At 54.6% G+C, this 14,308-nt stretch carries 11 protein-coding genes; 2 read left to right on the top strand and 9 right to left on the bottom strand.

Translation table 11 applies throughout. From position 1 onward, the window contains the following. The 8 genes from NTW95_09370 to NTW95_09335 all read right to left on the bottom strand — a co-directional run. The coding region (locus NTW95_09370; protein MCX6557621.1) for a hypothetical protein at positions 1-732 on the bottom strand (732 nt) is incomplete at its 3' end. 245 nt (positions 733-977) lie between these two features. Then, positions 978-1,103: a hypothetical protein gene (locus NTW95_09365; protein ID MCX6557620.1), complete on the bottom strand. Its 126-nt coding sequence runs from the start codon at positions 1,101-1,103 to the stop codon at positions 978-980. Between the two features lie 19 nt (positions 1,104-1,122). Further along, the gene (locus NTW95_09360; GenBank protein MCX6557619.1) at positions 1,123-2,430 is read right to left on the bottom strand and encodes an ATP-binding protein; all 1,308 of its coding nucleotides are present in this window, start codon (positions 2,428-2,430) and stop codon (positions 1,123-1,125) included. 250 nt (positions 2,431-2,680) lie between these two features. Beyond that, entirely contained in the window at positions 2,681-4,012 is a 1,332-nt protein-coding gene (locus NTW95_09355) for a DUF4041 domain-containing protein (protein MCX6557618.1), read from the bottom strand. 287 nt (positions 4,013-4,299) lie between these two features. After that, positions 4,300-4,443 (bottom strand): hypothetical protein, encoded by a 144-nt coding sequence (locus NTW95_09350; protein ID MCX6557617.1) that lies wholly within the window; start codon positions 4,441-4,443, stop codon positions 4,300-4,302. 254 nt (positions 4,444-4,697) lie between these two features. Next, positions 4,698-5,306: a peptidoglycan DD-metalloendopeptidase family protein gene (locus tag NTW95_09345; GenBank protein MCX6557616.1), complete on the bottom strand. Its 609-nt coding sequence runs from the start codon at positions 5,304-5,306 to the stop codon at positions 4,698-4,700. 97 nt (positions 5,307-5,403) lie between these two features. Then, complete coding sequence (mutS, locus tag NTW95_09340) at positions 5,404-8,043, bottom strand: DNA mismatch repair protein MutS (GenBank protein MCX6557615.1); 2,640 nt, start codon at positions 8,041-8,043, stop codon at positions 5,404-5,406. Between the two features lie 7 nt (positions 8,044-8,050). Continuing rightward, positions 8,051-10,210: an ATP-dependent RecD-like DNA helicase gene (locus NTW95_09335; GenBank protein ID MCX6557614.1), complete on the bottom strand. Its 2,160-nt coding sequence runs from the start codon at positions 10,208-10,210 to the stop codon at positions 8,051-8,053. Between the two features lie 209 nt (positions 10,211-10,419). Between NTW95_09335 and NTW95_09330 the strand changes: the two genes are divergently transcribed. Further along, positions 10,420-10,938 carry a hypothetical protein gene (locus NTW95_09330; GenBank protein ID MCX6557613.1) on the top strand — a complete coding sequence of 173 codons (519 nt, stop codon included), beginning with the start codon at positions 10,420-10,422 and terminating at the stop codon, positions 10,936-10,938. Positions 10,939-11,046: 108 nt separating this feature from the next. On the opposite strand, the gene NTW95_09325 is transcribed toward NTW95_09330, so the two are convergent. Continuing rightward, a complete protein-coding gene (locus NTW95_09325; GenBank protein ID MCX6557612.1) occupies positions 11,047-13,413 on the bottom strand; it encodes a transporter substrate-binding domain-containing protein in 2,367 nt (788 codons plus the stop codon). Positions 13,414-13,534: 121 nt separating this feature from the next. Between NTW95_09325 and NTW95_09320 the strand changes: the two genes are divergently transcribed. Next, on the top strand, positions 13,535-14,308 hold a 774-nt coding region (locus NTW95_09320), incomplete at its 3' end, for a hypothetical protein (protein MCX6557611.1).

The raw sequence follows: 14,308 nt of genomic DNA, 5'->3' as shown, positions 1-14,308 counted from the left end.
GCGTTTCGACGGGTCCCACATGTCGTACACGAACGAGATCTGGGCAACGCCATACAGGTAGCTCGAAGCTTCATAGGTCACCGGCGTGCCTTCGAGGAACCAGCACCCGGACAGCGCCCCGTCGATGTCGAAATCGATCTTCCCGCCGCGCGGCTCCGCCGTCCTGCGGTTCTTGGTCAGGAGATTTTCCCTGACCTCGTCGGAGCAGTAGAGGTAGACGTCTCCGGCATGGATGGAATTTTCATGATACCGACCCGGCACGATGAAGTACCGCGTGATATCATCGTCGATCACCCCGATGTCGAGATAGCTCGTGGCCCATCCGACATACTCTCCCGCCTCGACGTCTGTCCCGACCACGACGATAGCGGTCGGATTCTCGACATGGCCGAGATACGACCGGCACGTGCTGGTGTGCCTAAATTCGATATCGTAATCATCGGATCCCGCGTTGTAGTAGACCCTCGTGATCCTCCAGGCGGCCATGGCGCACACCTGGTGTGTGCCGGCGTTGAGGTAAAAACCCATATGGTTGCTCGGGATTGTGTGGCCCGGCGGATTCAGGTTTCCCAGCGGGGTCGCGGAAGAGATGGCGCTGTATGGAACCGGCGACAGGGTGAACATGACCGGGCCACCGGGCCAGGTAATCTCATCTTCTTCCCTGCCGCAAGAGACGGAAAGAAACAGGACGGCGAGGATCAGTCCGATGTTCCGGATGATTGTTTTTCTCATGATCGCATCCCCCATCATTTCAATCCCATCCATCAATGCGAGACGGCCGGAGTCCGGCGCAGCAATCGATGGTTTTCATTCCAGACTGGTTTCGGTCCATATTTGGAATTGACAGGAAAATCATTTTTCATCATGATTGAATTCTAAGAATAATTTAATGAAATTGCAATCGATGCAGCACAAACTATCCATCCCCTTTGGGGACAGACCGATCAACTCCTCCTGACGTCGGAGGATCGGAAAATCTATTGAAACTTGTCGCTTTTGCTTTTAAGGAACTGCAAGATGTTCAGCGCTTCCAGCGGCGTCAACCGGGCGATATCGATCTCCTTCAGCTTGTCGCGGATCTCGTCCCACACCTTCAGCACCATGTCCTATAGGAAAAAAAAACTATATTCCATATGCCCTGGAAGCGGCATAGAGGGGGATGGTTGTTATTTTGCCATGGTGTGAAAATTTTTCAGCCGATATCCTGACACCTTTGGAAAGGTTTCTTTCTTTAAGAAAAATATACAGGCTCTGCATCTGGCCCTTTGTACCTGACTTGACTTCCAGCGGAACTACCCCTTTCTTTCCCTGAATAACAAAATCGACTTCGGCATTGCTGGATCTTTGCTCGCGGTGCCAATAATAAAGTTCGGGATAGCTGTAAGGAGATGCCGATTTTATCAATTCCAATCCGGCAAACAGTTCCGCCAAATGCCCTTTGTTGATCAGCTGCTGCAGGTCGGATGCAATATATTCGGAAAGGTTTAAGCCCAGAATGCGCTGAAAGATGCCGCTGTCAACTATCAGAACCTTGAATTTTTTTTCGTTTATTTGCGCGCCCAGAGGCAAGCCTCGAGCAGATGTATGACATACCTTGTATGCCAACCCTGCCTTGATCAGAAGCTCCAAAGCATCTTTGTATAATTCCGTTCTCCCATTGGCAATGCTGGAGTATTTGAACTTGTTCCCCGTTTGAAAAACAATGGCTTTAAAGACCTCCTGCAAGCGCAACACCGGCGAACGTTTTTTGTATTTGGCAAAATCATCGACCCACGACGTTACCAAGTTATCAAGTTTTTTCTGACAACGGTTAAAATCTTTTGTTTCCAGATAGTCTTTAACCACTTCGGGCATACCGCCGATGATTTGAAAAATCTTGAGTTTGGCCAATATTTTTTCATGAATAATGTTGTCCAAAGGATTTTCCGGGGAAGCTTTGGCAATCAGGCTGTTTAGTTGTTGATCTCCGGCCGCTGCCATGAATTCAGCAAACGTCAAGGGATACATGAACAGCGATTCAATTCTGCCAACGCCAAAGGATGGCAGATCGGCAATAGCCAATTCAAGGAGCGAACCGGCCGCCGCCACATGGAGTTCGGGAATTTTTTCATAAAAGAAGCGCAGTGATTTTAATGCTTCCGGGCAGGCCTGGATTTCATCAAAAAAAAGCAAACTCTCGCCGGGAACAATTGCCTTGCCGAAATAAATGGCGAGTTTCTCAATAATTTCCAAAGGGTTGAGCGATTTTTCAAAAAAGGGCTTGATCTCTGGATTTTCCTCAAAATTCACTTCCACAAAGCTGCTGAAAGTCTTGCCAAGTTCCCTTATGGAATAGGTCTTGCCTACCTGCCTGGCCCCGCGCAGCAGCAGAATTTTTCGCTTCGGGTCCTGTTTCCATTCCAAGAAAGCTTTTCCAATCGTTCGTTTCATATTTCTCCACCTTTATTCTGTAAAAATACAAGGCAATAATACATCGAATAAGTAAAAAATACAAGGCAATCTTGATCGTTTCATGTAAAAAAGCAAAGCCTGAAAATTTTTTTTATAGATTACAATCCCGCTGCATGAATTCAGCTTCTACATACAAAGTCACAAAATTCAGCACCGTTCCCAGATTTCCCACTATCGATGGGGTAAGTATCAACTCAATTATTTTTCCCAATTACTATATGCGGTCGCTTCAGTTAGTAAAAGTTAATTTCCTAATTTCAATCGACTCTCGGAATTGAGCTGCATCTGGCGTTTTTATGAATTCCACAGGTTTCGAAAAATTCTCTTTCACTACTTTCTCAATATCTTCCAGCTTGGCTTGAAAAAACTCACGCCTAAAATTGATCAAATTTAATCTGGTTGCTGCAAATTTCTTTTGGATTGCATTTTCAAGAGTTGGAGCGTTGTCGGAAAAAATCATTGCATGAACATCAAAGTTAAAAGGTACAGAGGCGTCTCCAAGTTCATCAACACGCTCCTGTGGATCGAGACGTCTGGTCATGCCAATCTTAAACACATTCTCACCAAATGCCCCAATGTTAGAGATGATGTATACATAACCCGCCCTGGTGTTCTGCTCGCGATAATCGATTTCTTTTTTAGCCCCTTCAATTTCTCCAAGTTTTTCAAGAATCCCAGCGCGTTCCACTTCAATAACCTTTCGTTCTTCTTCGGACTTCGCACTTTTTAATTGGTTATCAAGCGCAATGACAGCGTTCTTAAAATGTTTTTCTTCCTTTTCAATTTTTAAACGTTGCTCCTCGATCTCTCTGGCCAGTTTGGCTTCTTCTCTCATCTGTTCCCTGACTCTCTTTTGTTCCTCTTTCTCTTCCTGCTTTTTAATCTGATACTCGTGGCTAAGATAGAGTTCTTGAAGCTTCAATTCAAGATATTCACTAGATATAATAATGCTCATCCGAGAACCAAGTTTGTTGAGAATTTCATAAGCCTTCCTAATTTTCTTCTCGATTGATTCTATATTATTGAACTTTACGTCTGTAATACTTGCATCACATTCGTTATTAAATGCGCGAAGGATCAGCTTTTGATAATCGCGAACCATACGCTCCCCTTCCTTTAGATTTTGATTGACCGCCCAACTTGTAGAACAACTGGCGGCAGTTCCCTCCTTCACTTTAGTTTTTTGTTGCTCGCGGATTGCATCTAGTTTTAATTTATACTCCGCTGAAGTCTTCAGATATTCATATCTCGGTTTATAAAGACCAAATGACTGAAGTAAAATTTCTTCATCCAGTTCAACTATCTCATTTTTTCTGTTTTTTATTACCAGTTCCAAGGCAGTTATAGTATTTATGCAATTCTCGATATCCTGGAGTTTCGTATTTTTACTTTCTTCTATTTTATCAATTTCTTTTTTTATCTCGATCAAATCAAGTCCACCGATCTCCTTCATAACCTTTCGTAATTCATTTCGTTCCTTTTCCAGTGATACAATTCTTTCTTTTTGTAAGCCGATTTCTTCTTTCAGTTTTTTTTTGGTAAAGAATTCAAGAATTCCCATGTTCTCCCCCTAAAACCTAGGTTGATTGCAATTTCAATTTGACTTTTAAATTTAAAATAAAAATAGCAACCTCAGCCCATTTAATTAAAAATTATGCCATAAAGAAAAGGCGAAGTACAACGAAATTGTTTTATTGGAGATTTAGAAATAATCGTTTAAAGTTTTGTCGTTTTCTACATTTTTTGTCTTACAATACAATTTCCAAAAACTCATTTTAAGAATCATTTTGGTAAATTCTAAAAAACCAAACAACTAGAATAATGAAAATTTTAAAGATAACTGAATTTCTACTGGAACTTGTCGCTCTTGCTTTTTAAAAACTGCAGGATGTTCAGCACCTCCAGCGGCGTCAACCGGGCGATGTCGATCTCCTTCAGCTTGTCGCGGATCTCGTCCCAAACCTCTAACTCTGCGTCCCCGGGAAACCTCATCTTAGGCGGTTGAATGATACTCGCTTCGGTCCTGGTTTTAATCCTGCTGCCCGACCAACACAGCGTCAATGTTTTGCTGATCAGGACGATACCAGGTTCCGGTAGCTGTATCGACGATCACCGGCACGAGGCCGAGAAAGACTCGGGCTCGCCGCGGCGCATCCGGTGTCGAATGCTATGAAGACGAGCGGCTAAAGGTAGCCACGCCGTTCTGAAGAAGCAGGGCGATCTCGTCGCTGATGAGGAGCTGGATGCTAATCGTCCTTGCCATTGAAATCGCCGCTGCAGATATCCGGAAACAGCGGCTTGTACTCCCACACGGTGCCTGCCCACACCTTCTCTATGGCCGCGCGGGACGCGTCGTCGAAGTAGGTCATCGGGCAGAGCCGATCGGGGTACCTGAAACCCAAGTCGTACCCGAACTCCCAATGGATCATCCAACGGCCCGGCAGGGGACCCGGATAGCCGATGAACGTACCGGCGTCGATCTGCGTGCCAACATGTAGGGCGGGGTTGTACGACCCCAGCTCGGTGTAGCCGACGAGGTACTTCCCCGTGCGTACGACCACGTCCCACGTCCCCGCCCAGTACCCTGCCTCCAGGTAGGCAACAGTGCCCGGCGCGGACGCGACGATGGTTGCCTGGTGGTCCCAGTAGAAATCGATCCCCGGGTGTCCCTCGGGATTCTCCGGCTTCGGATGGTAAACTGTCTCTCCCATCGGAATGAGCATAAAGGGCAGATCGCCCGCAGCGAAAGGAACAGAGAGGACGATCCTCGACTCCTCTTCGTTCTCGCCGCCGCCACACCCGACCATCCCCGCCACCATGATACCCGCGAGCAGAAACAGGCCAAACTTCCTCATGCCTGCATTTTGAGGATATGGATCGGCAATGTCAATGGCCGAAAATAAATTTAGTATTAACGAATTTAAGAGGAAACTCCAGTTCAGCCAAAAAAATCTATTGAAATTTGTCGCTCTTGGCTTTCAGGAATTGAAGGATGTTCAAGGCTTCCAGCGGCGTCAACCGGGCGATGTCGATCTCCTTCAGCTTGTCGCGAATCTCGTCCCAGACCTTCAATTCCATGTCCTCGGGGAAAAGGCCGGCTTCGACGGCCGGCATCTTTTCGATCTTGCCGGTGATGCGCTCCTTGACCAGGCGGTTCAGTTCTTTCTTTTCCAGGTTGAGCAGGATCTCCTTGGCGCGTTCGATCACCGGCTTGGGGATGCCGGCGATCTTGGCGACATGGATGCCGAAGCTCTGGTCGGTCGGGCCGGGCATGATCTTGTGCAGGAAGATGACGTTGTCCTGCCACTCCTTGACGGCGATGTGGTAGTTCTTGACCCGGGCCAGGATCGACGCCAATTCGGTCAGCTCGTGGTAATGGGTGGCGAACAGGGTGCGCGGCCTTTCCTTCAGGCCGTGCAGGAACTCGACCACCGCCCAGGCAATGGAGAGGCCGTCGTAGGTCGAGGTGCCGCGGCCGATCTCGTCGAGCAGGATCAGCGAGCGGGCGCTGGCGTTGTTCAGGATGATCGCCGCCTCGATCATCTCGATCAGGAAGGTCGACTTGCCCTCGATCAGCGAATCGGAGGCGCCGATGCGGGTGAAGACGCGGTCGCAAATGCCGATCTGGGCCTTGCTGGCCGGGACGAAGCAGCCGGCCTGGGCCAGGATGACGATCAATGTGTTCTGGCGCAGGTAGGTCGACTTGCCGCCCATGTTCGGCCCGGTGATGATCAGGATCTGGTCGCTCTCGGAGGCCATTTCCAGATCGTTGGGGATGAAGCCGCGGCCGGCGGCGGTCTCGATCACCGGGTGGCGGCCATCCTGGATGCGGATGGCCATACCGTCGTTGACCTCCGGGCGCACGTAGCTCCGGCGCTGGGCGAGCTCGCCCCAGGCGGAGAGGACGTCGAGCAGGGCGATCAGCTCGGCGTCGAGATTCAGCTGGCCTGAGAAGCGCTGGAGCTCGGCCAGGACCTCCAGGTAGAGCTTCTCCTCGATGACGACGATGCGCTCCTCGGCCTTGAGGATCTTGTCCTCCAGCTCCTTCAATTCGGCGGTCAGGAAACGCTCGGCGTTGACCAGCGTCTGCTTACGGATGTAGTTCTCGGGAACCAGCTTCAGGTGGGAGTTGGTCACCTCGATGAAATAGCCGAAGACCTTGTTGTACTTGATTTTAAGCGATGGGATGCCGGTCTTGGCTTTTTCGCTTTTCTCCATGGCCGAGACGATCTCCTTGGCGTTGTGGCTGATGGCGCGCAGTTCGTCCAGCTCCTGGTTGTAGCCCTGCTTGATGATCTGCCCGGCGTGGATGGTGTTGGCCGGCTCAGCGGCGATGGTCTTGTCGATCAGCGCCACCAGCTCCGGCAGCGGCTGCAGCCGGTCGCGCACGTCGCACACGAGGCCGGCGCGGAAATCCGTGATAATGCCTTTCAAACCGGGAATTTTCTGCAGCGTGTCGCCCAGGTTGAGCAGGTGCTGGGGCAGAGCGATGTTCAGCGCGATCTTGGAATTCAGTCGGGCCAGGTCAGCGAAATATTTCAGCTGCTTGCGCACCTCGCTGCGACCGATGAGGTTCTGGGAGAATTCCTCGACCCCGTCCAGGCGCAGTTCGATTTTCCCCCTGTCGAGCAGCGGGTAGGAGAGCCATTTGTGCAGCAGGCGCCTGCCCATCGGGGTGACGGTAAAATCGACCGCCCCGAAGAGGGAGCCGGTGGCCGTGCCGCTGCGCAGGTTGAGGACGATTTCCAAGTTACGGAACGAGACCGCGTCCAAGACCAGGTAATCCTCCTTGGCGTTGAAGCGGGGCGGCGAGAGGTGGGCCAAGGAGCCGCGGCGGATCGAGCGCAAGTACTTGATCATCACTCCGGCCGCGGCCATGGCGGCCGGGTGGTCGTCCAGCCCCAGCCCCTCGCTGCTGGCCAGGTTAAACTGGTGCTTCAGCACCTGGGCGCTGTCCACGGCGTTGAATTCGGCGTCGGCATAGACGGTGACCGTTATGTCGCCGAACTCGGGGAAGCGCTTGGTCAGGGCGCGGAACTCGTTTTCGTATTTGGCGGCAACGATGATTTCCTTGGGAAATTTCCGGTAGAGTTCGTTGACCAGCGCTTCTTCATCGCCGCTGGCGAATGTTTTCACCTCAAAATCGGAGACCGCCAGGTCCAGCGAGGCCAGGGCCAGCGCCGGCCCCTGGCGGCGGATGACGGCGATGAAATTGCTCTGGCCGCTGTTCAGCGCCTCGACCTCCAGGGCCGTGGCCGGGGTCAGGATGTGGGTCACCTCGCGGCGCACGAGCCCCTTGGCCAGGGCCGGGTCCTCGACCTGTTCGCAGATGGCTACCTTGAAGCCGCGGCGCAGCAGCTTGGCGGCGTAATTTTCCCAGGCGTGGTGGGGGACGCCGCACAGCGGCACCGCGTCCTCCTTGCTCTTGTTGCGCGAGGTCAGGACCACTTCCAGGATCGGGGCGGCGGTCTTGGCGTCGTCGAAAAACATCTCGTAAAAATCGCCCAGGCGGAAAAACAGGATGGCGTCGGGGTAGCTCTTTTTGATCTCCAGATACTGGCGGAGCATCGGGGTGGAAGCGATGGATTCCATCCGCGAATTATAGCACAGCCGGCTTGGAAAAAGCTTCCCGCAGCCTCAACGGCAGCAGCGTCTTGCGCCGGGTCGGCTGCGAGTTGGCGCAGGCGCGGGCCACCGTTTTCTCATCCGACAGCAGAATCAGCTTTTTTTTGGCCCGGGTGATGGCCGTGTAAAAAAGTTCGCGGCTGAGCATGCGCGCGTGGGACGGCAGCAGCCCCAGAACGACGACGTCGTATTCCGAACCCTGCGCCTTGTGCACCGAGACGGCGTAGGAGAGGACGAGCTCGTCCAGCTCGTCGCCGCCGTATTCGACCAGCGCCCCGTCAAAGCTCACCACCAGCAGCTTGTTGCGGCCGTCGTAGCCCTCGACGATGCCCAGGTCGCCATTGAAGACCTGCTTGTCGTAATCGTTCCGGGTCTGCATCACCTTGTCCAGGCGCTTGAAGGCCGTTTTTTCCCTTTGCAGCAGGAAGGGTTCGGGATTGAATTTTTCCTGGACCAGCCGGTTGATGCGGTCGATGCCCGCATCGCCGCGGTACATGGGCATGAGGATCTGCAGGGCGGTGGAATTGAAGGAGTATTCGTCCTGGTAATAGCGGACGATGCCCTCCACCTTTTCCAGGACCTGGGCGTCACCCTGCACCGGCAGGAGGACGAAATCGAGCTCCGGCGAATAGGGGGGGAAAAGGAGCGCTTCGCCGCTGTTCACCCGGAAGGCGTTCTCGACGATCAGGCTGTCCTGGTTCTGGCGGAAATTGCGGCTCAGGTAGATGGTGTGGAAATAGTCGCTTTGGATCATGTCGCGCAACACGTTGCCCGGGCCGACCGAGGGCAGCTGGTCCTTGTCGCCGATGATGAGCAGCTGGGTGTCGGCGGCCAGCGCCTGCAGCAGCGAGTGGAGGATGAAGGAATCGACCATGGAAAACTCGTCGACGATGATGGCGTCCGTCAACAACGGGTTGCGGGCGTCGTGCGCGAACTGGCCGTTTTCGGGATTGACCTTGAGCAAACGGTGGATGGTCGACGCCTGGTAGAACGAGCTCTCCTCGATGCGCTTGGCGGCCCGCCCGGTCGGGGCGGCGATCAGGATCGTCTTGCGGTTGGCGCGCAGGACCTCGATGATGGCGCGGATGATGGTGGTTTTTCCCGTGCCGGGACCGCCGCTGATGATGGTCAGCCGGTTTTGCACCGCGGCCAGGACCGCTTTTTTCTGCTCGACGGTCAATTCCAGGGCCAATTTTTCAAACACGGCTTCAAAATTGACCGCCAGTTCCCGCTCGGCGCCGAAGCCCCGGCTCAATTCGAAGAGGCGTCGGGCCGACTGCCTTTCGATCAGGTCGTTGTGCGGCTTGACGATGCATTTTTCCGGGATTTCCTGGCGGCACAGTTCGCCGCGCTCGATCATCTTTTCCAGGGCAATGAAAACGTCGCTGTCGGCGACGTCGAGCAGCCAAGAGCACTTTTGCAGCAGCTCGTCCTGATCGATATACAGGTCGCCGTGCTGGAATTCGCTCTGGTCCAGGATATAGAGGATGCCGGCCCGCAGCCGCTGGCCGTCGCTCTTGGCGATGCCCACAGCGCGGGCGATGGTGTCGGCGATGCGGAAACCGATGCCGCGCACCCGTTCGATCAGCAAGTAGGGATTGCTTTCGACCAACGCCAGCGCCAGGTCGCCGAATTCGCGGTAAATCCTGAAAACCGTTTCGCTGCCGACGCCGAACGGGGTCAGCTTCACAGTCAGGTCGCGCAGCACCCGGCTGTCGCGGACGCCTTTCTTTATGTCGGCAATGATCGTTTTCTTAAGACCGGCGATCTCGCCCAGCCGCTCCGGCGTATTTTCCAGGACAGCGAACGTCTGGGCGCCGAAATGGGCGACGATCTTCTGGGCGGTCTTTTTGCCGATGCCCTTGAAGCGCCCCGACGAGAGGTACTTGGCGATGCCCTCGTCGTCTCCGGGCGGGATGAGCTCGAAGCGGCTGACCTTGATCTGCGAACCGTAGCGCGGATGGTCCGCTTCCTCGCCCTCGATCTGCAGCCAGTCGCCTTCGTGCAGGGAGAACAGGTTGCCGACGATGACCCGGCTCTGGCGCGAGCCGTCCAGCATCACCTTGAACACCCCGAAACCGGTGTCAACGGAAGCGAAGATCCTGCGGCTGACTTTTACTTTGTAGGCTGGCAATTTAATGACGAGTGACCGGATCGGAAAAATAGTTCGAAAACCCGTCCAGGCTAAGCATGCGCGCTCCTTGAAGCATATTATAGCGAATCCGCGGCAGATTGGGAAGCCGCCCCTGCAACCGGGAACACTCGCCGCCGACGGCTGCGCGGGCCTGCAAGAAATTGCCCGGCCGGATGTTTTACGGGCGACAATGCAAACAGGAGGTTGAAATGAAAAATAAGTCATGGATGGTCGTGGTCATGCTGGTGTTGGCGACAACCGTTTTGCTGAGCGCCCAACAAGGCTGGCGCGGGATGCGGCCGGAGCGCGGCCGCCGGGCCCAGGCCCTTTTTGCCATGGAAAAGTTCATCCCGGTCCGTCTGCTGTTGAAAGCCAAGGACAAGATCGGCTTGAATGGCGATCAGGAAAAGAAAATCAGCGCCTTGCTCGAAGCCCACGAGCAATGGTCGATCAAGTTCCGCGCCGACATGGAGATCAAGGCTCTGAAGCTGCGCAAGACCCTGGAAGCCGACGCGGTGAACATGAAGGATGCCGAGGCCATGATCCGCGACCAGGCCGACATGCACGCCGAGATGCAGATTGCCCGCCTGGGTTTCCAGCAGGATCTCAAGGCCCTGCTCACCCCCGAGCAGGTGGCCAAGTGCGACGAGCTTAAAAAAGAGTTCCGCGACCGCGTCCGCGAAAACCGGCAGCACCGTTTCGAAGAACGCCAGGAAGGCGAAAACTAGAAATTTCTCTCCAATCCTCCCTCCAAGGATGAAGGGGGCGGCCCGGACCGCCCCCTTTTTTTTACACCATCGCGGGCAAAGGACGTAGGGGGGCGGCCAAAAACCCGCTCAATAGCGCTTTTTTAGGTTCCTGGCGATCATTTGCAGCAGGTCATCGGTATGGAAAGGCTTTGACAGGAAATCCTTGAAATGGAACCGGGCGGGATTGGTGCCGACCTCGCTGATGCTGTAACCGCTGATGGCCACGGCGATCGTTTTCGGGTCGATGGCCAGGACCTTTTCCAGGGTCTTGATGCCGCCGATGTCGCCGGGTCCGGTCAGATCCAGAAACAGTAAATCGTAGGCATCACCTGCTTGGAGCGCGCCCTGGAATTTTTCCAGGGCTTCGCCGCTGCTGGCGGCAACATCCACCCGGTAGAGGGAGCCGCGCAGCATGTCGACGAACACCTCGCGGACGATCTCTTCATCATCCATCAGCAGGATCCGGCCCGGGCCGGCCTGGGCGGCCGGCGTTCGGTGATGGCTGGCAACGCTCTTCTGCGTGGCCGGCAGGAACACGGTGAAGGTCGCTCCCTGGCCGATGGTCGAAACCGCCTTGATGTAGCCGTGATGCTTGGTGACGATGGAATAGGCGATGGCCAGGCCGAGCCCCGAGCCGGTCTGCTTGGTGGTGAAGTAAGGGGCAAAGATGCGCGGCAAATCCTCCTCGGCGATGCCCTGACCATGGTCGGCAACCACCAGGGAAACGTAATGACCCTTTTTTATGAACTCATCGCTTTTGCCCTGGTGGTGATTGCGGATACTGATGTCGATACTCCCGCCGTCGGGCATGGCCTCGCGGGCATTGATGAGCAGGTTGTGGATCACCTGGCTGATCTGGGTCACATCGATTTCACAAGGGGGAATCTTGTCGGAGATGACCACCGTGGCACGGACGTTGCTGCCGGAGAGTACCAGGTCCAGGGCATCCTTGACCAGGTCGGGCAGGTAGCTCACCTTCTTGACCGGGAAACCGCCCTTGGAAAAAGTCAGCAGCTGCTGGGTCAAGCCACTGGCTTTCAAAGCCGCTTTTTCGGCTTTTTCCAGGATGCTCCCGATTTGCCGATCGGTGGACATCTTCCTGGCCACCGAGATATTGCCCATAATTCCGGTCAGCATGTTGTTGAAATCGTGGGCGATGCCTCCGGCCAGAACCCCGACCGATTCGATGTTCTTGGCCTTGATGATCTCCTCCTGCATCCTCTTTCTTTCGCTGATGTCCAGGTAGATGCCGATGATGCCCAGCACCTTGCTTCCCATCACGATGGGCGCGGCGATAATATGAAAATCCAGCACCTGGCCCGACTTGTTTTTGCGCTTGCCGTCGGCATACACCCTCTCCCCGCTGGCGGCCTGCCGGCTCAAGCCGAGCGCTTGCTCAAGCGTCTCCTCGGTGGAAATCAGGCTGTCAAGCTCCCGGTCCTTGATCTCGGCGAGCGTATAACCGAAAAGGGAGGCGAACTCCTGGTTCATGTCGGCCACGCGGTTGTTCGCGTCCAGGATGATAATGCCGACGGGAATATTCTTGAAAAGGTTTTCGAAATACGATTTCTGGCGGTTGACCTCATAGACGCTGCGTTTGACCTGGCTGCGGAGCAAAAGGTTAAAAAAAATGAAAACGGCGATAATCGCCGCCACCGCCAGCAGGATCCACAGGTAGTTTTTGGAAAGGAACACCAGCCGCTTCTGGAAGTAGGTCTGCCCGAACCAGCGCTCGTAGGCCTGATTGAGCGTGCTCTTCTTGTCGCGCCGGGCTTCCCGCAGGTAGGCATCAAGCAGCGGCACCACGTCGGCTTTTTGCGGGTGGATGCCAAAGAACAGCGATTCGTGGTAAAAGGAACCCGGCATCACCTTGATGCCCGATATCTCCTGGTGGGTTTTTAGAATATAGGAAAGGCTGAAGCGGCCGATGAACCCGGCATCAATTTTTTTCGCATTGACGGCGTTCAGCACATCGATGAAGGCATCGTACTCGCGGAAGTTACAGCTGATATTCTGCAGCTGCAGGTCGCGGGCGAACAACTTGGCGTAATAATCACTTTTGACCACGCCGATAACTTTGCCATCGAGGTCGCTGAGTAGCGTGACGCTCTCCCCTTCATGGACAATAACGTTGGACCAGTCGATCAGGATCGACTCGGAGTTGTAGCGCAGAAACCTGCTCCGCTCTTCGTTGAAGGCGATCGGGGCGATGATGTCGACCTCGCCCCGCTGCATCTTGGCAAAGAGTTCGTAAAAAGGAGCGCGGACATATTTCAGCTGGATCCGCTGCCGGCGGGCAAAATCGCCGATGATGTCGACGATGAAACCGGCCGGAGCGCCTTTCTGGATAAAGGTCATCGGCGGGTTTTCGTAAATCCCCAGACGCAGGGAAGCGTCCTGGGCGAACAGGGCGCTCGCGGCCAACCCGAGTAAAAGCCAAAGCCATTTTCGCATTTGGGCCTACGCTACAATTATATGTGAAAATGGCCCGATTGCAAGGGAAGCGGGCTTAAAAGAATTTTCGCTTCATGCTGTTCGGTTTGCATTTGCCAACGCGATCGGTTATGTTTGAAGAATGCCGCTGCAGCGCCTGAATTGGAATGAACGCAATTACCGCTCCTTGCAGCGCTTCATCACCATCCTGGGCAAGAACGACATCGCCGTCTTCGACTGGGACAATACCTGCATTTTCGGGGATATCGGCGAAGCCGTGCTGCGCCACCAGGCGCTGTACCTGGCATTCAAATTCAGCCCGAAGCGGCTGCGGGAGATCATCCCCGACCAGGTCAACGGCATCGGCCATATCCTCAGCGACGGCCACACCCTGCCCTTGCCTGAGCTCAAGGAGCAGATCGTCGTTGCCTATGAGAAAATCTGCAACCGCCGCCTGGCCGAGGTCCGCGCTACTTCTTTCTACCGCGATTTCAGCGCCGGGCTGCTGGCCCTCAACCAAGGCCTCGAACAGACCCCGGGCATCGGCTGCGAATTCGCCTATCTTTGGACAATCAATTTCCTGCAGGGTTTCAGTGAGGCCGAAGTGCGCCGCCTGGCCGCCGCGGTCATCGCTGGCGAGCTGCGCAAGCGCATCAAGAGCCGTTGCCTGAGCGACTCCCGCCAACGCCTGTTTTATCGCTGGACGGCCGGAATCCGCCTTTTCCCGGAAATGGCTGACCTGGCCCGGGCTTTAAAAAGGGCCGGGTGCCGGATCATCGTCAGCACGGCCAGCAACCCGCAGATCATCGAGACCATGATGCAACACACGCACTTCCCTGCCGATCGCGTGATCGGCATGGACGCTCGCAGCGAAAATGGCATCCTCCAGGGCTCCTTGGCGCCCGGCCTGGCGCCC

The organism is Candidatus Aminicenantes bacterium (assembly GCA_026393795.1).
Classification (GTDB): Bacteria; Acidobacteriota; Aminicenantia; order UBA2199; family UBA2199; genus UBA2199.
The sequence above is the reverse complement of the archived record's forward strand: the minus strand, read 5'-3'. Positions and strand labels throughout refer to the sequence as shown.